The following is an 18498-nucleotide window of genomic DNA, read 5'->3' as shown; positions in this document are numbered from 1 at the left end:
AGACAAATTTACGACAGTATTGATCGAGGCTTGGTAAGATTATTTTTAGGCCACCGATCAACTATGTCAACCAGATTATGGGAAAATTTATCGTATTGATCGGAATTATGAGCGTTACGTTAGCGGGCGGTTTTGCTACGTTTGTTGGTCAACCAGTAAATGCTACGTACGAAAATGCCGATTTCTCCCGAAAGGTGAATCTGGCGCTACGTCGAACGGCTCACCAGTTACTACGTCGGGCGGGCGATGCTACGTCGCGTATTGAGCCTGTCAAACAACTCGATACCCGCACGTTTGTTGTTCGCCTAAACCGATCGTTCGATTACAATCGGCTACCTCAATTGTTAAAAGCATCGTTTCAACAGCATGCTATTCAGGGTGATTACGACGTAGCCGTACTAGACTGCGCCAAAGGTGAGTTACAGTTAGGGTATAATGTTCAGGATTTGTTAAAACCCGACGGCGTAGCCTGTGGAGGTCGAAAACAGGTGGAAGGCTGCTATACATTACAGGTTACGTTCAATAAACCTGAACCAGTTAAATCACTGCCGCTATTAGGCTGGGGGGTGGGTATAGGAACCGTGTTGTTGGGTTTGGGGTATGTTTTCTGGCGAAAAACTGCACGTAGTAGTGATTCATCAATATCACCTGAAACCGCCAGTACAGAACCTGAGCCTGAAGGACTAATACGCCTGGGCCAATCAACTTTTGAGCCAAATTCACTGGTGCTAAAAGCTGGCGGTCAAGCGCATAATTTAACATATCGGGAAGCAAAATTGCTTCGCTTTTTTCTACAACAGCCCAATCAGGTTATCGAGCGTGATGCAATCCTCAAAGCGGTCTGGGAAGATGAAGGAATCACCGTCGGACGTAGCGTCGACGTGTTTGTGTCGCGCCTTCGAAAATTGCTTCAAAACGACCCAACGCTACGTCTCGTTGCTGTTCATGGTGTAGGGTATCGTCTGGAGGTGCGAACTCAGCCTGATTCAGTATCAGATTTACGCAATGCCTGATTATCTGCCCACGCTTTTTTATGAAACAAATCTGAAAATCAACGTAACATTTTCAATATTCTCACAAGGATTAATAGGATTAATGTATTGATTTTTAGAGTTTTAAGTTTTTGGGCTTTTTCGAAATTATTTGAACATTTTTCCAAACATAGAGTCTGATCGCTGTAGTAGGTTTGTAGAGTGAGTCCACAGTGGCTCGCGGCAATTAACCTATGATGAATCAGAAGCAGCGCCTGTTCTTTTGGTCTGTTACAGCCGCTCTGGGTGGTTTCCTGTTTGGGTTCGATACTGCCGTTATTTCAGGCGTCGAACAGTCAATCCAGAGTTTGTGGCAGCTAGATGTCTGGCAGCATGGCCTGACGGTTTCTATCGCCCTGATAGGAACCGTCATTGGCTCGCTTGTTGGCGGTATTCCGGCAGAACGGCTTGGCCGCAAGAGAACACTCTTCTGGATAGCTATTCTGTATCTGGTTGCATCTCTCGGAACGGCTTTGGGGACGAGTTGGGGCAGTTTTCTGATTTTTCGATTTCTGGGCGGCTTGGGCGTTGGAGCATCATCGGTAGCGGCACCCATGTACATCACCGAAATTTCGCCCCCACAATCACGTGGTAAATTGGTGGCTTTGTTTCAGTTCAACGTAGTGTTGGGCATTCTGATCGCCTATCTGTCGAATTATCTGTTACAGAATATAGGAGATGACTCGTGGCGTTGGATGCTGGGTGTTCAGGCCGTGCCGTCCCTAATTTTTCTGATCGCCGTGCTGAATATTCCCGAAAGCCCACGCTGGCTGTTACTGAAGAAAGGAGAAGTAGGCGAAGCACTGGCTGTATTAACAATGATTGATCCAGCAACAGCCACACAAACGCTGACGGCCATTCAGCAGAGTAATCACCAGACTACTGGCTCTACCCGGCTTTTCTCTTCCGAGCATAAGACGCCTATCATTCTAGCGGTTTTGTTTGCGGTGTTCAACCAGGTTTCGGGAATCAATGCTATTATTTACTACGCACCCCGAATTTTTGAAATGACAGGATTGGGCAAAAGTTCAGCCTTGTTATCATCGACCGGAATAGGACTAATAAACCTGATTTTTACCCTTATTTCGCTCAATCTGATCGACAAATACGGGCGTCGGACACTTATGAAAATAGGCTCAGTCGGCTTGATTATCACCTTAGGCCTGGTTGCCAGAGCATTTTATGTCGAGGAGTTTGGTTTAACCGTACCAATATTACTATTCGTCTATATTGCCTTTTTTGGTTTCTCGCAGGGCGCCGTTATCTGGGTGTTTATCTCCGAAATTTTCCCAAATGAAGTTCGAGCTAGTGGTCAATCATTGGGTAGTTTCACCCACTGGCTCATGGCGGCTATCATTACGTTTACGTTCCCCTACCTGGCCGAACGGTTTGGCGGAGGCAATACTTTCCTCTTTTTTGCGATTATGATGGTGCTCCAATTGGTGTTTGTACTACGTCTGATGCCTGAAACAAAAGGGACGAGTCTGGAGCAAATTGAAAAAACGTTTGTCGTTCACTAAGAAAAAATACGAATTGCCAGTCTTTGTTCGTATTAAAGAACTCCTGACATCACTCACTAAAAGCTGAGAATGCCAGGAGTAACGTTAAACACAGGTTGGTAATACGGTTTAAAGTGGGAAGCGTTGACTTCCCACTTTTTCTAGTACGTCAAATCAATTTTGTTTGTTGCAAACGTAGCTGATAAACAAGCTACATTTCGAGGCTGAGTAGTTGCGAAATAGAGTTAGTCTGCGCAGGTTCCGCTTCTTCTTTGTTACGTAGTGCCTGTGCAATATGGATAATATGGCTTCCTAATTTCCCCTGCTTTTCAATACTGGATTTATCGTATTGGTGTTGCCGGTCAGGTTCCCAGTAGAAAAGCTCTGTTTTGGCGTCATAAATACCGATTGGCTTACATTCGTCTTGGGCAGCAAGCTCTGCAAGAAGCGCATCGGCATCTGCATGGGTTTCGCAATCAATATGGTGATACTGCCTCTTTTGCAGGTAGATAACAGAAAAACGGTGCATAGTGATGAAGATTAGTGGCAAGTGCTAAACCAGGATTCAGCACTGAATCAATTCAATCGAAGTTGCTTCGCTCATAAAAGACAGCGATTCGATTGAGTAAATGTGTGAGAATTAACGATTAGTGAGTAAAATGGAATGGAAAAAATCAGGCATTTAAAGCCAGTACATTCCTGTTAATACGTTCAGACAGAACACTATCCGAAAAGTTGAGTAAGTACAAATATACGAACGTGGTACGTATATTTAATGTAGCTACATTATTTAATTGTATGGCCAGTTTCATAACGTTTGTAAATAATTTAATCGCGAGACTGCAATCGTTGTCTGGTTGGCCTGTGATTTTGTTAACCTATTAACAGTATGTATATGGCTGATGGTTTTGGTATATTAGAAAAATGCAAAAAGTACTTCCTGTTTTTCATCGAAAAGGTAAATAATGCAAGAGATTCTTTATGAAAGAATATTACTTTCACGCTCCAACGTCGCAGAAACCTTAACCAGACCCGAACCTAAACGTTAGTTTTTTTATGTTGCCGACTATTACCTGCTTTGGCGAAATTCTTTGGGACGTATTGCCAACCAGCAAACAACCGGGTGGAGCGCCCATGAACGTAGCCGCCGATTTACGAAACTTTGGCCTGAATGCCCAACTGATCAGCCGCGTCGGTAATGATGATTTGGGTCACGAACTTCTCGACTTTCTGCATAAGAAAGGAATACCATTGGAGTTGGTTCAGACAGGACAAACCCATCTGACGGGTGTTGCAAAAGCTAATGTTTCCGACAGTAATGAAGTTACGTATAAACTGGTTCATCCGGTAGCCTGGGATTATATTCAACTGGAGTCTGAATTGCTGGATGCTGTACGTAACAGTGGTTTGTTTGTATATGGAAGTCTGGCTGCACGTAGTCCGCAAACGCGCGATACGTTGTTGGCTTTACTGGCTGTGGCCAAGCGCAAAGTTTTCGATGTGAACATTCGTGCTCCGCATTACGAACGCACGCTGGTAGAAGAACTCATGCATCAGGCCGACATTGCCAAGCTGAACGAACATGAATTGGCCGAAATTTGTGGCTGGCTCAATGGACCAGATCAGGTAGAACCAGCTATGGCGTTTCTGCGCGAGCATTTCAGTCTCGACGTACTATGTGTTACCTTGGGAGAGAAAGGGGCTATTCTCCTGGATACCAACGGCTATGTAAAACAGGCCGGTTTCCCTGTCGAGGTGGCCGATACGATCGGTAGCGGTGATGCTTTTCTGGCTGCTTTTCTCTTCAAAACCTTGCAGGGTGAATCGCCACAGGAAACGCTGTCGTTTGCCTGCGCTACTGGCGCTTATGTAGCAACCAAACAAGGCGCTACGCCAGAGTTTTCCGAGAAAACCATTCAGGATTTCCGCCAATAGTAGCGTAGTAACTTCTACGTAGTATACTATAGCTCTCCCGTCCAGATATGGACAATTAGTCGTCCGAAACCGGACGACTAATTTATTTTAAGCCATTCCAAAATTGCTAATCACGCCTACAATGCCTGTTTTCGGGAGTTGGCCCACCATTTGATATGCAAAGAGGAAAGATATATTTAGAAGCAGTAAGAAATCACAAACGAGTATGAAAGGCACCCAATTGGGCGAGTTTGAGGAGATTGTTTTGTTGACGATTGCGCGGCTCTATGATGATGCCTACGGTGTAGCCGTGCTGGAAGAGCTTAGTGAACGTCTGGAACGACCCATGAGCTTAGGCGTTGTTCATCGGACTATGCAACGGTTAGAAGAAAAAGGGCTGGTCCATTCGCGTTTTAGCCAACCCATTGCCGAACGGGGTGGACGTAGCAAACGATTGTTTACGGTAACTATGGCGGGTGAACAGGCCCTGAAAGAAGCGCGACGCATTCGGAATGAGTTGTGGGAAGGAATTCCAAAAACCGCTTTTGATCACCTAACATGAACCAGATAAATAAAACCCGGCAGGAACGTCAGCCGACACCCCCTCGATGGGCCGAGCGTCTGCTGACACGTATCACGGCTCCGCACATTCGGGATGAGGTGTTGGGCGATTTATATGAATTGTTTCAAAAACGAGTGCAGCGATATGGGCATACCAGAGCCAGCATGTTGTATGTGCTGGAAATGCTACTGCTTCTGCATCCACGTCTTTGGCGGAAACAACCAACCCATGTATACAATAGACCCACTGATTTTTCACAACCAAATCCAATGGACATGCTAAGCAATTATGTTAAAGTAGCCATAAGAAAACTGAAACGGCACAAATCCTACGCGCTGATCAACGTAGTGAGTTTAAGTCTGGGCATTGCCTGCGTCATTCTGATCTTTACGATGGTTAAATACCATCTGAGTTTTGATACGTTCCATGCTAATCAGGATCGGATTTATCGCATTTACACCGAGTTGCATACTGAGAAAGTTAATTATAGTACGGGTGTTCCGAACCCGCTCGGAGAAGCGTTTCGCAATGGGTATGACGTAGCAGAAAAAGTTGGGCGAATTGCTTTTTTGAAAAAGCGGGTAGTGGCCGTATCGCCGGAGAAAAAGTTTGAAGAAGAACTTGCATTTGCCGATCCAGATTTTCTGGCCATTTTTAATTTTCCGTTACTACGTGGTAATCCGCAAACTGCATTGCAGGAACGTAACACGGCTCTGATTACAGAACGTATCGCCCGGCAATATTTTGGAAATGAAGACCCAATCGGCAAGTTGCTACGTATTGATGAATCGTTGGTGGTTAAGGTCAACGGCATTTTACAAAACCTGCCAGCAACTACTGATTTTCGTTCCGAGTTATATATCCCTTTCAGCAATTTGGAGGATCATAGCCCCTGGATGGTTGAGAAAGATTGGTGGCTGGGTTACAATAAGGAAATGCAGTGCTTTATTCGGCTTAAACCCGGTATATCGGCGGCTTCTGTCGATGCCAATGTTCTTACTTCTATTTCAAAAAAATACTATGATACGGAGCGGGCGAAGCAGTTTCAATTCAAACTCCAACCGCTTGACGATGTTCATTTTAACCCTAAACTGCGAGGTCATACTGAAAAGAAAAATCTTTGGGCATTTGGCTTAATCGGCTTTTTCCTGATTCTAACAGCCTGTGTCAATTTTATTAATCTGGCGACGGCGCAGGCACTGGGTCGCTCTCGGGAAATTGGCGTTCGAAAAGCACTGGGAAGCGAGCGGGGAACACTTTTCTGGCAGTTTATCACCGAAACGGGCCTTATTGCCGGAATAGCAATGATTATTGCCTTAGGTTTAGCTTATCTGATCTTGCCTTTTGTCAATCAATGGTTTGATATACAATTGACTATAAATCCGTTGGCCGACCCGTATTTGCTGGCCTTTTTATTCGGTCTATTGCTGATTGTGATTTTTTGTTCGGGAGCCTATCCCGGTTTGATTCTAGCTCGTTTTCAGCCCGTTCTGGCATTGAAAGGTAAAATCTCTCAACGGTCGATAGGTGGTTTATCGCTGCGAAAAGGGTTGGTTATTTCTCAGTTTGCGATCTCCCAATTGCTCATTATCGGCACGCTGATTATTACGAATCAGTTACGTTACTCGCAGCAGGCAGACATGGGTTTTCGGAAAGATGCGATTGTGATTTTGCCCATCCCCGACAATAAAAAGGCGAAAATCAATACGTTAAGCGCACAGCTTTCGGAAATGTCTCAGGTGGAGAACGTAACGTTTTTCAATACTCCTCCCGCATCCGAAGCTATCGGCAGTACTTCGATTCGTTTCGATTCCCGCCCTAAGGCAGAAGATTTTAATATATCTACCAAGTCGGCTGATGATCAGTACGTTCCAACGTTCAAGATTCCTATTCTGGCCGGACGAAACCTGAATCCTTCAGATACCATAAGGGAATACCTGCTCAACGAAACAGCCGTAAAAGCGCTTGGACTCGCTTCTGCACAGGATGTAATCGGTAAATCCGCGTCCATTAATAACCATACCGGAACTATTGTGGGCGTAGTGAAAGATTTTCATTTTAAATCACTACGTACCGCCATCGAACCTCTTTGCCTCACAACCTGGAGCGAGGTATATGGTAGCTGTGGGGTAAAAGTAAATCCGGCTAGTCTGGGCCCGGCGTTGGCAGGTATAGAAAAAGCCTGGAAAACTGCCTATCCGTCCTCAATTTTTACGTATAGTTTTCTGGATGAAGATATTGAGCGTTTCTACAAACTGGACAGCATGTTGCTTCGACTCATTCAGGCATTTGCCGGAATAGCCATTTTTGTCGGTTGTCTGGGACTTTACGGGTTGGTATCGTTTATGGCAGCTCAAAAAACAAAAGAGATTGGCGTACGTAAGGTGTTGGGTGCCAGCACGTCTAGTATACTTTGGCTATTTGGTAAAGAGTTTATCCAGTTACTGTTGATCGCATTTGTGTTAGCAGCTCCATTGGCGTGGTGGGTGATGAAAGAGTGGCTGAATAATTTTGTGTATCGGATTGAATTGGGAGTTGGCATTTTTATTCTGGCGATTCTGATCACCTTCATCATTGCCTTGTTAACGGTTGGTTTCCGAAGTGTGAAAGCCGCTCTGGTAAATCCAATAAAAACATTGCGATCAGAGTAAACTGAAAGAAAATTGCTCATCAAAAGCTTCGAAATAAAACGAAGTAATTGAGGAGCAATTCTATATGATTTTTACTAGTCTTATTGCGGGAACTGTTTAAACCAGATATAAAACTCCTAAATCCCCTGAAGAGGACTTTGTCTAAGCATAAGCAAAGTCCTCTTCAGGGGATTTAGGAGTTTTATACTAAGTAATTGACAATTTTATCGCTTATGCTTAAAAGCTTAAACAGCTTTGCGATTAATAGTCAATGCATTAATTGCTAAAAATGAACTAGTTAGGCTTCGTGCTTGCCGTTACCATTAGCTGGAATCGGTTGATGTTTATCAGATTCGTTTTCGGTCTCCTTAGCTTTTTTGGCAAGCTCTGCTAATCCCTTTTTGCCATACGCCAGCCGTGTAATACCTACGTACAATACAGGCACAACGAAAATAGCAATCGACGTAGCAGCCAGCATCCCGCCTAAAACAGTACGTCCGATGGTAGCACGAGCTACACCACCAGCACCACTGGCGATGGCAAGCGGAACTACGCCCAGAATAAACGCAAGCGATGTCATTAGAATTGGACGAAGACGTAGCCGAACTGCTTCGAGCGTCGAGGCAACCAGTTCTTCCCCTTTATCGACGCGCTCTTTGGCAAATTCCACAATCAGAATTGCGTTTTTAGCCGCCAGACCAATCAGCGTAATTAAACCAATCTGAGCATACACGTTATTACTCAAGTATGGGAACAGAATCAGCGCAACGATAGCGCCCAGCGCACCGATTGGTACCGACAAAAGTACCGAAAATGGCACCGACCAGCTTTCGTAAAGAGCCGCCAAAAACAGGAATACGAAGCCAATGGATAGGGCGAAGATGAAAATGGAGCTGTTCCCGGCACTAATTTCTTCACGACTCAAGCCCCCAAAATCATACGCATAACCAGCCGGAAGCACTTTAGCCGCCACCTCACGTAGCGCATCATTTGCCTGACTGCTACTGTAGCCGGGTTTAGCACTACCGTTCAATTCGACAGATCGGAATAGGTTAAAGTGCGAAATCAGGGGAGCGTTTTCAATAATACTGGTTTTAATAACCGCGCTGATCGGCACCAGTTGCCCGCCCTGATTGCGAACGTAGTACTGCGATAGCCGCGTTATGTCGTTGCGATACATGGTGTCAGCCTGCGCAACTACCCGGAACTTACGACCGTAAATAATGAAGTCGTTGACGTACTGACTACCCAGATACGTTTGCATGGTTCGGTATACATTGCTGACTGATATACCCAGTTTTTTACATTTATCCCGGTCTACGTCAACGCGATAGGCAGGAGTTTTAGCCGTAAAATAGGAGAACGCACGACCGATTTCAGGTCGTTTGTTGGCTTCGGCCAGGAAATTCTGTACTACGTTGTCGAAAGCTCGAACATCGTCGTTGGTTTCGCGCTGCTGAATCTCGAACGTAAAACCAGACGACTGGCCAAGACCCGGAATAGCGGGCGGCTGAATAACCTGTGGTCGGGCATCGTTCAGTACAGATAGCGCTCGTTGAAGTTTAATTACCAGTGAGTCGGCCTGCATCCCCGGCTCTTTGCGCTCTTCCCACGGTTTCAACTGAATAAATACCGTGCCGCTGTTCGATTTTGACGCAAACGTAACAGCATTCAAACCGCCCAACGCCGAAAAGTGTGCTACGTAGGGTTGCTGCTTCAGAATAGTCATGATTCGGTTGAGCACCGTCAGACTTCGCGACGTTGAGGCCGCTTCAGGAATCTCGTACGTCACAATCAATCGTCCTTCATCTTCTGTAGGAATAAAGCCGGTTGGTTTTGCTCTGAACAGCAAGCCTGTTCCAATGTAAAGAACAACTAATCCGACAAGTACCAGCGGAGTTGCTTTGATTAAACGCTTCACGCCGTTTGTATACGAGTTAGTTACGCGATCAAACCATTGGTTGAACTTATAGAAAAGCTTATTCAGCCCTGTAGCTTTTTCGTCGATGTGCATCGGACGTAGCAAAATCGTACAAAGAGCAGGGGTAAGCGATAAGGCGACAAAGGCCGAAATCAAAACAGACACAGCAATGGTAATGGCAAATTGCTGATACAACCGCCCAACAATACCGGGAATGAAACCAACCGGCACAAATACGGCCGCCAGAATCAGCGCGATAGCAATAACCGGAGCCGAGATTTCGCGCATGGCCTCTCGGGTCGCTTCTTTCGGCGACATGCCTTTGTCGATATTCACCTGCACAGCTTCCACCACCACAATCGCATCATCGACCACAATTCCAATAGCCAACACAAAGGCAAAGAGTGTCAACGTATTGATGGTAAACCCAAGCGGCACGAACAGCGCAAACGTACCGATGATCGATACCGGAATAGCCAGCAACGTAATGAGCGTGGCCCGCCAGCTTTGCAAGAACAAAAAGACCACCAGCACCACCAGCACCAACGCTTCCATCAGGGTTTTGACAACCTCCGAAATAGAGACCTGAATAACCGATACCGACTCGAAAGGCACTACGTAGTTGATATCTTTCGGGAAGGTTTTTTTCAGATTATCCATCGCGGCATAAACTCCCTTAGCCGTTTCGAGCGCGTTACTGCCCGGCAACTGGTAAACAAGCAGATAAGCCGCCCGGTTGCCGTCTACAAAGGAGTTGCTGGCGTAAGAAAACTTACCCAGTTGAACCCGTGCTACGTCGTCGAGATAAACAAGCGACCCACGAGACGGATCACTACGTACTACGATTTTCCGGAATTCTTCTTCCTTACTCAGTCGACTGTTGGTGAAAACGGTGTATTCAAACGCCTGAGTAGCTGGTTGGGGAGACGCACCGACGGCACCGCCAGCCACCTGAAGATTTTGTTCCTGTAACGCTGCAACAACATCATCGGCAGTCAGGCCAAGTTGCGCCAGCCGGTCTGGTTTGAGCCAGATACGCATACTGAAATCGTCGGCACGGCTGAAAATATCCCCCACACCCGGCACCCGTAACAGCGCATCGCGGATGTAAATGTTCGCGTAATTATCGAGAAACGATACGTTGTGCGTCTTGTTGGGCGAATAAATGGCCACCAGCATAAACAGCGACGGATTCCGTTTCCGCACCACAACACCAAGTCGGGTCACTTCTTCCGGAAGCTGAGGCTGGGCAATACCAACGCGGTTCTGAACGTCGAGCGCAGCAATGTTTACGTCAGTTCCTACTTTAAACGTAACGTTCATCGTCATCCGACCGTCGTTAGTAGCGTTGGTCTGTACGTAGTCCATTCCCGGCGTACCATTCACCTGCGTTTCGATGGGCGTAGCAACGGTTTGTTCAACGGTTTGCGCATCGGCCCCCGTATACGTACCGGTCACCTGCACAACCGGAGGGGTAATGTCAGGATATTGACTGACGGGTAAGCTCAGCAAGGCCAATATACCCAACGCCAAGATGACGATGGACGTAACAATTGCCGTTACTGGCCGATTTATAAATATTTCTGCGAACATGTTTTATTGAGTAATGAATGATAACTGATAAAGGATGAGTAATGGTTGATCGACAAACTCATAACTCATCGTTCATCACTTATCACTAATTTTTACTTTCGCGCCATCTCTAATTTTCTGCGTGCCTTCGGTGACCACTAATTCACCTTCTTTCAGGCCATCTTTTACAATTACCTTGTCATTAATACGTGCGCCGAGGGTTACTTTTTTCTGGCTAACCTTGCTGCTGTCGCCGACTACAAACACAAAGTATTCGCTCATCTGCTCGGTAACTGACTGATACGGAATCAGTAACTGTGGTTCTCCTGTGCTGTTTTTGACCCGCAAATTTCCGTTTAAGCCGGGCTTCAGTAAGCGATTCGGATTTGGGAAAGCGATTCGGACACGTAACGTACCAGTTTGCGGGTCGATAGCCCGGTCAACGATACGTATCGAACCCGGATACGGATACGGTTGTCCGCTGGGTAACATCAGTTTAAACGTAGTATCCTGCGCTACGTTCGGTTTGCCTTGTAAAGCTGAAAAACGCGAAATCTGCGATTCATCGACCTGTACATCAGCCGAAATCGGGTTATCGGAAGAAATGGTGTTGAGTGGCGTAGAACCCGGTGCTACGGCTGCGCCCAGACGAACCTGCGAAATGCCGATGGTTCCATCCAGAGGGGCATATATTGTCGTGTATTTCAGATTAGTAGCAACTTGCTGGATACTGGCCTGAGCAGCTTCAACCTGCATTTTGGCCGCTTCTAACGTAGCGTTGGCATTATCGACCAATTGTTTGGCAACCGCGTCCTGTTGAGCTAGTGTATTATAGCGGTCGGCGTCTTTTTGAGCGCGATTCAGATTTGCTTTTTGGACGTTGAGATTGGCTACTGCCTGATCGTAACTAGCCCGATATTGCTGAGGATCAATTGTATATAGTTTCTGCCCCTTACTGACGTGCTGCCCATCCTGAAAGAAAATACCCGTAATATTTCCCGCCACTTGTGGCTGAATTTCTACTTCCAGCAAAGCCGTTACGGTAGCTGGGAATTCATCATAATATGTAGCGCTTCCTTTTTCCGCTTTTACGGCAGTTACAGGTGTTGGAGGAGGAGGGGCTTGCTGTTGGTCTGCTTTTTTATCGCTACAGGCCGTGAGAAAACCAAGTAAGAATATGGCTGCTATCGATGGATTTATAAATTGCTTCATGATGCTACGTGTACGTTTATCAGGCAAATGGTAATGTTTCTAACTTGTTGTGAATGAACTGTTTATTGGCCCGATAATGGCTAAAATTGTATGGAGCCCAACGACCGTTGTACGTCGAGCTTACTAATCAATACCTGATACAAAGCGTTGAATACGTTGAGCCGGGCTGTGCGGAGATCGGCCTCAGCAATTGTTACGTCGAGATAGGTTTTTATGCCAGATCGGTACTGAAGATTAATGATGCGATATACATCTTCGGCCAGCGTCTGATTCTCCTGCAAGGCGAGGTAGTTCGCAAGATTACCCTTGTAATTGGCCAGCGCCTGTGCATATTCGGCGTCAACCGCACTCGTTAAAGCCGCCAGATCCCACTGTAATCGTTTGACCTGTAACTCAGCAATTTTGGTTTGCTGTATCCGGCGGCCACCCTGAAAAATAGGAAGCGCCACCGTTAGGCCAATCAATGAGTTCGGGAAGCTCTGGTTGTAAAGTTGACCGAAAACGTTGTTCTGATACAGGAAATTATAGTTGGCATTGGCGCTCACCGTGGGCAGATACGACCACCGATTATACCGAACATTAGCATCGAGAAGTTGCCCCTGCGTGCGTAACAACTGGTATTCGATCCGGCTCTGCGGATTTGCCAGTTGTAAGGTGTCGATCGTAACTTCGTTGGCTAGTTGCAACGTATCGTAAGCAACATTAAGTTTACTGGTAGGCGGGTAGCCCATCAACTGCTTCAGTGTCTGGTATTTTGACGTAGCAAGGTCGCGGAGTTGCTTGCGTTGAGCCAGCGAGTTATTCAGCGCAATCCGGGCTCGCTGCGAATCCGTTTTATCGACAACGCCACTCTGGTACTGGTTTGTTGCATCCTGCAAACTACGTTGGAGTCGGGTAATATCTTCGTTCAGAATTTCGGCCTGCCGCTGAGTCAGAATCAGATCGTAATACGCTTTGCTAACGTTAATTACTACGTCGATTTTGTTGCGGTTGGTGATCTGATTGGCCTGTAATCTATAAGCGTCGGCCGTTTTACTCGCCAGCAATAAATCCCGATTGAAAATACTTTGGGTCATCGAGAACGATACCGTCGATGTATTTTGAGCACCCAGTGCAACAGGCCGTCGTTCGCCAGTAGCCGCATCCGGAATAAGCGTAACCGGCAGCTTGAGGTAATGGAGCAGATTGTAACTACTGCCGATTTGTGGATACCAGGCCGCTAAATTACTTTGAACAGTACGTTCCGCAATTTCCTGGTCGATAACTGATTGACGGACAATGGGCTGGTGTTCTAATGCGTAATGAATGCAATCGTTGAGAAAGGCTTGCTTTGATAATGAATCGGATGTTTTCTGAGCCGAAGCGTCAGTCGATAAAAACCACCCAATGATGAGCAGCAAGCCGATATATGCTTTTTTCATAAAGTACGAATCCTGATAACGCCCTGGTAGATAGTCAACGGCGTGTACTATCCAACAACTCATTCGAATAACCATTTTGTTCGCTGATTAATAAGAAATTAACGAACGGTTTTGTTTACTTAAGTAGTTTTTCTGAAGGGTATTTGCGTAAAATGACGTGCTGGTTTTACCCTACTTATGAGTACCAAACAGACAGTGGCGTTGGCCATTTTAGCAGATACACAATACGTCTCTTTAGTGTTCTGTTTGCCAAACACAGGCAAAGGCTGTAATTTCGGCCTTCGACTGAATTGATTAAGTAATATGGCCGACGTAGTGAATGAATCAGAAGGAGTTGATCGCAACGATGCTGGGGTTAGCAGCACGGGTGGCTCCCTTAACTTTATAGAGCAAATTGTTGAAGAAGATATCGCTGCCGGTAAAAACGACAGCCGTGTGCACACGCGATTTCCGCCCGAACCGAACGGTTATCTTCATATTGGTCACGCCAAGTCGATTTGCCTGAATTTCGGTTTGGCCGATAAATACGGCGGAAAAACCAACCTACGTTTCGACGACACAAACCCCGTAACGGAGGACACCGAATACGTTGATTCGATCAAAAACGACGTGCGTTGGCTGGGTTTCGACTGGGAAAATGAATTCTACGCATCCGACTATTTCGAACAGATTTATCAATTCGCCGAAACGCTGATCCTGAAAGGGTTGGCTTATGTCGATGATTCGACAGCGGAAGAAATTGCTGCTCAAAAAGGTACACCAACCGAACCCGGTCGGATGAGTAAATACCGCGACCGTAGCGTTGACGAAAGTCTGGATTTATTTCGCCGGATGAGAGCGGGAGAATATACCGATGGCGCTAAGGTGCTACGTGCCAAGGTTGATATGTCATCGCCGAATATGCAATTGCGCGATCCGATTATTTATCGGATCAAACACGCGCATCACCACCGCACAGGCGATGCATGGTGCATCTATCCGATGTATGATTTTGCGCACGGTCAGTCTGATTCCATCGAACACATCACGCATTCGCTTTGTACGCTTGAGTTTGAAGTACACCGACCTTTGTATGAGTGGTTCATTGAGCAACTGAACATCTTCCCATCCCGACAAATCGAGTTTGCGCGGCTCAATCTGACCTACACGGTCATGAGTAAACGGAAGCTGAAACAACTTGTCGAGGAAGGACACGTAACTGGCTGGGACGACCCTCGTATGCCAACCATTGCTGGTATTCGTCGGCGCGGATATACGCCTGCCAGCATTCGCGAATTTGCCGACCGTATCGGTATTGCCAAACGCGACAACCTGATCGACGTTGGTTTGCTGGAGTTCTGCATTCGTGAGGAACTGAACAAAACAACACACCGGGTTATGGCTGTTGTGGACGAAAAACCGCTGAAACTTGTCATTACGAATTACGAGGTTGGCCGGGAAGAAATCATGCAGATTGAAAACAATCCTGAAGACCCAAATTCGGGCGAACGGAACGTACCGTTTAGTCGGGAAGTGTACATCGAGCGTGACGACTTTATGGAAAACCCGCCGAAGAAATTCTTCCGGCTGTTTCCCGGCGGTATGGTACGTCTGAAAGGAGCCTACATTATCAAGTGCGATGAAGTGGTGAAGGACGATGCTGGTGAAATTATCGAACTACGTTGCTCGTATATTCCTGAAAGCCGGAGTGGTTCCGATACGTCGGGTATCAACGTAAAAGGTACGATTCACTGGGTATCTGTTCCCCACGCGGTAGAAGCTGAAGTACGTCTGTATGACCGCCTGTTTTCGGTCGAGAACCCCGCTGCCGACGAACGGGAATTCCGCGAACTGCTGAATTCCAATTCATTGAACGTAGTACGTGCTTTTGTTGAACCTGCTCTGGTAGAAGCCGCAAGCTCGGGTGCCCTGCGTAATTTCCAGTTTATGCGCAAAGGCTATTTCATTCTTGATAGCGATTCAACTGCTGAACGCCCCGTTTTCAACCGTACTGTTACGTTGAAAGACGCCTGGGCGAAAGAGCTGAAGAAGGGTTAATAAAGCGTGCGAGGAATCATTTTTGTACATTTAGGGCGATCTTTCCAGGTCGCCCTAACTATTTTTACAATGAGCAGTGTCCGTAAATCGAACAATCCGGCCGAAAACGCTACGTATGATCGAGAATACTGGTGGTCTAAAACGCCAGAGGAACGATTGGTAGCTGCGTTGAAACTGATTCGAAGAGCCAAATCAATTTATTACGCCAATCCTAACAACCCCCCTTTGGGCGATGGAAGACAGGTACTTAAATCTGATAAGCCTATTCAACGTACAAAACTTCCATTAATTCACTACTTACTTCCCACAAGCTAAACTGCCAGAGCAATTCAAGCTGACGAATAATTCAGAGCGAATTTTCCAGCACGAATCCGATTTTCGCCACATGGCCAGATACGTTCCTGTAATTGTTTGAATTCCGTCTTGGCGTTGGAAACGACCAATCCAATGTCCATGTTCAGCAGCGAGCGGGGCCGATGTACTGATATTGATACGGTCGGTGATGCGTGTGTAACCCAGAAACGTTACGTCTTTAAACTGAACCGATACCGAAGCGAGTACCGAATCCCGACCCGATACATGAGATCCACTGCCCCTCGTCACCTCAATTTCTGGAAGCATGGTTTCACCAAACGCAGATAGATTCCGTGAGGCAATCGCCTGATTTGATTGCAAACGTAACGCTCGGATAATTGCTACGTCAGGTGAATCTTTCCGACGCGCCAGTTGGCCTGACTGAGCCTGCATATGGTTAGAAATCAGCAGGTGAATCGATAGCCAGATAAAAAATAGTATTCTCATATTGAGTTAGTTGAGCCTATAGACCGGATATCGGTTGTGTGTTTTTTCGTAGTAAGGCGTATGCCGATAAATAAAGTCCAGTTGCGCGTCTGCATTTTCGGCAAAAGCTTTGTCTGATTTTCGCTTTTCTTCCAGTTGCTTACGTAAAGTCGGGTCTTTTTGGATGATTTCTGCCGCAGTGTCTTCGAAAATATAATTGGAAAAATACTCTTTCTGATCAAGGATACTATCGAAGAAATTCCAGTTGAAAAACGAATCAATGCCTTGTGGTTCAAGTATTTCGATGATGTATCGATTGCTGGTCTGGTTGGTTGGAATCAGGTAGTCGCCTTTGTAAAACTGAATTCGCTGAGTTTCTGAACGCACCTTTACACCTGTATGCACGAAATGACCTTCGTAAGGGCGTTGTCCGCTTTTGAAATCCGTAATGTAATAGGCCGACACGGTCAGTAACGTATCGTTTTGAAGTGGTTGTACGACTACGCCATTTCGTTTAAGCAAGCCAATCACTTCGCGCCATCCCTGCGGAATGATATACGATTTTGGTTTTTCAACCTGAACATCAACGCCGAACGTATTGAAGTAAGGTACACGTTTCGTGAAAGGCTTTGTTCGGTCATAATAAAGCCTCTTTAAGCCCGATACGTCGCTGGGTTTGTAGGCTGCTTCATAGCCAAGAAACGTAACCGAATCGACTTTATTCCGGTCGAGTTTGTAGCTGAGCGGGAAGGTTTTTTGCTGACGAACAGATTCATTGGCACGTTGCTGATTCGCCAGAATGGTGCTGGCTTCCCGTTCACAGAGACGTAGCACCGCTTCATCGAAAACATACGATGCTTTAACCCGCGCCGGATAGGGTTTCCACATGTGCGTTTCGAGGGTGAAGCCAAAACAGTTGAACAACGTAGCATAACCGGTTGAATAACGGGGCGAATCGTTGTAGCCAATCAAACCACTTTCGGGCGTGTCGCCAGCATGATTCACGTAGGGTGCGGGAGGGAAGCCACTGGCAGCGAGCATTTTATCCAGAGCAGGCTGGAAGGTTTGAACCATATAACCCGATACGTCCGGATGTAATTTATCTTTCTGTGTTGCAAAGTAGGTTAGTACGTGCTGATAATCAGCACCATCGCTTGTATGATTATCGATAAAAACCTGTGGTTTCAGCGACTGATACATAGCCTGAAAAGCACGGGTATTTTCGGCTTCGGCCTTAATAAAATCGCGATTTAAATTCAAATTGCGCGCATTGCCACGAAAACCGTATGACTCAGGGCCGTTCTGATTGACGCGCGAAACGCCCCGGTTGAGCGATCCGCCGACGTTGTAAACGGGCACAATAGCCAGCAAGACGTTTTTTGGTAATTTATTGGCTTTCAATAGATCACGCGCCAGCATCATACAGGCGTCAATACCTTCCGGTTCGCCGGGGTGGATGCCATTGTTGATGAGCAACGTAATACGATTGGGACGAGACGTAAATTGTTTGTCGGCAGCCAGCAAAAACAAGTGCAGGGGTTTACCAATATCGGTTTTCCCGATCTCAATTAATTTGGCCTGTTCATATTGCTTATCCAGTTGCTGATACCAGCTAATAATCTGGGCATAGGTGGCCGTTTGAGTTGTGTCGCGCTCATAAGGCGTCAGGTCGTTACGTTTGGTTTGAGCAAACGCGCCGAACGTGAGCACGAGAAAAACGGTAACACTACATAGAACGTAACGTAGTAAGAAAGACGTAGCAAAAATCATGAGCCGGAACGTAGCGGTTGTCTTCTTTTTTTGATGCTAGAAGATTGTTTCTAAAATAGCCGATACGCCTGACAAATAGACACGTAGTCTGTCATTATCTAACTTTCTCTTTGTTTTTTCGCTTTTTCCGAACGTATTGACCTTGGCAG

13 protein-coding genes are annotated in these 18498 nt (G+C 46.3%); 7 read left to right on the top strand and 6 right to left on the bottom strand.

From position 1 onward, the window contains the following. Positions 1-77: 77 nt before the first annotated feature. Positions 78-1013 carry a helix-turn-helix domain-containing protein gene (locus tag ACYVD4_RS19700; RefSeq protein ID WP_460948674.1) on the top strand — a complete coding sequence of 312 codons (936 nt, stop codon included), beginning with the start codon at positions 78-80 and terminating at the stop codon, positions 1011-1013. Positions 1014-1228: 215 nt separating this feature from the next. Continuing rightward, positions 1229-2551, top strand: coding sequence for a sugar porter family MFS transporter (locus ACYVD4_RS19695; RefSeq protein ID WP_460949305.1), 1323 nt, complete (start codon positions 1229-1231; stop codon positions 2549-2551). A gap of 190 nt (positions 2552-2741) precedes the next feature. Here the strand turns inward: ACYVD4_RS19695 and ACYVD4_RS19690 are convergent, their stop codons facing one another. Beyond that, positions 2742-3059 carry a hypothetical protein gene (locus ACYVD4_RS19690; RefSeq protein ID WP_460948673.1) on the bottom strand — a complete coding sequence of 106 codons (318 nt, stop codon included), beginning with the start codon at positions 3057-3059 and terminating at the stop codon, positions 2742-2744. Between the two features lie 527 nt (positions 3060-3586). On the opposite strand from ACYVD4_RS19690, the gene ACYVD4_RS19685 reads away from it, so the two are divergent. From ACYVD4_RS19685 to ACYVD4_RS19675, 3 genes are all read left to right on the top strand, one after another. Next, positions 3587-4465, top strand: coding sequence for a carbohydrate kinase family protein (locus tag ACYVD4_RS19685; protein ID WP_460948672.1), 879 nt, complete (start codon positions 3587-3589; stop codon positions 4463-4465). A gap of 205 nt (positions 4466-4670) precedes the next feature. Continuing rightward, entirely contained in the window at positions 4671-5006 is a 336-nt protein-coding gene (locus ACYVD4_RS19680) for a PadR family transcriptional regulator (protein WP_460948671.1), read from the top strand. Beyond that, the gene (locus tag ACYVD4_RS19675) at positions 5003-7657 is read left to right on the top strand and encodes an ABC transporter permease (RefSeq protein WP_460948670.1); all 2655 of its coding nucleotides are present in this window, start codon (positions 5003-5005) and stop codon (positions 7655-7657) included. Before ACYVD4_RS19680 ends, ACYVD4_RS19675 begins: the two co-directional genes overlap by 4 nt. Before the next feature lie 277 nt (positions 7658-7934). On the opposite strand, the gene ACYVD4_RS19670 is transcribed toward ACYVD4_RS19675, so the two are convergent. From ACYVD4_RS19670 to ACYVD4_RS19660, 3 genes are all read right to left on the bottom strand, one after another. Continuing rightward, on the bottom strand, positions 7935-11150 hold the full coding sequence (locus tag ACYVD4_RS19670) for an efflux RND transporter permease subunit (protein ID WP_460948669.1): 3216 nt from the start codon (positions 11148-11150) through the stop codon (positions 7935-7937). Between the two features lie 75 nt (positions 11151-11225). Continuing rightward, positions 11226-12341 carry an efflux RND transporter periplasmic adaptor subunit gene (locus ACYVD4_RS19665; RefSeq protein ID WP_460948668.1) on the bottom strand — a complete coding sequence of 372 codons (1116 nt, stop codon included), beginning with the start codon at positions 12339-12341 and terminating at the stop codon, positions 11226-11228. Between the two features lie 80 nt (positions 12342-12421). Then, positions 12422-13762, bottom strand: a complete 1341-nt coding sequence (locus ACYVD4_RS19660) for a TolC family protein (protein WP_460948667.1) — start codon at positions 13760-13762, stop codon at positions 12422-12424. A 303-nt stretch (positions 13763-14065) separates the two neighbouring features. On the opposite strand from ACYVD4_RS19660, the gene ACYVD4_RS19655 reads away from it, so the two are divergent. Further along, the gene (locus ACYVD4_RS19655; protein WP_460948666.1) at positions 14066-15799 is read left to right on the top strand and encodes a glutamine--tRNA ligase/YqeY domain fusion protein; all 1734 of its coding nucleotides are present in this window, start codon (positions 14066-14068) and stop codon (positions 15797-15799) included. A gap of 69 nt (positions 15800-15868) precedes the next feature. Further along, positions 15869-16114, top strand: coding sequence for a hypothetical protein (locus ACYVD4_RS19650; RefSeq protein WP_460948665.1), 246 nt, complete (start codon positions 15869-15871; stop codon positions 16112-16114). On the opposite strand, the gene ACYVD4_RS19645 is transcribed toward ACYVD4_RS19650, so the two are convergent. Together ACYVD4_RS19645 and ACYVD4_RS19640 are read right to left on the bottom strand one after the other, a co-directional pair. Continuing rightward, positions 16097-16600, bottom strand: coding sequence for a YybH family protein (locus tag ACYVD4_RS19645; RefSeq protein ID WP_460948664.1), 504 nt, complete (start codon positions 16598-16600; stop codon positions 16097-16099). The genes ACYVD4_RS19650 and ACYVD4_RS19645 overlap by 18 nt on opposite strands. Before the next feature lie 6 nt (positions 16601-16606). Next, entirely contained in the window at positions 16607-18349 is a 1743-nt protein-coding gene (locus ACYVD4_RS19640; protein ID WP_460948663.1) for a M14 family metallopeptidase, read from the bottom strand. Positions 18350-18498: the final 149 nt, after the last annotated feature.

Source organism: Spirosoma daeguense (genome assembly GCF_054776875.1).
The sequence above is the reverse complement of the archived record's forward strand: the minus strand, read 5'-3'. Positions and strand labels throughout refer to the sequence as shown.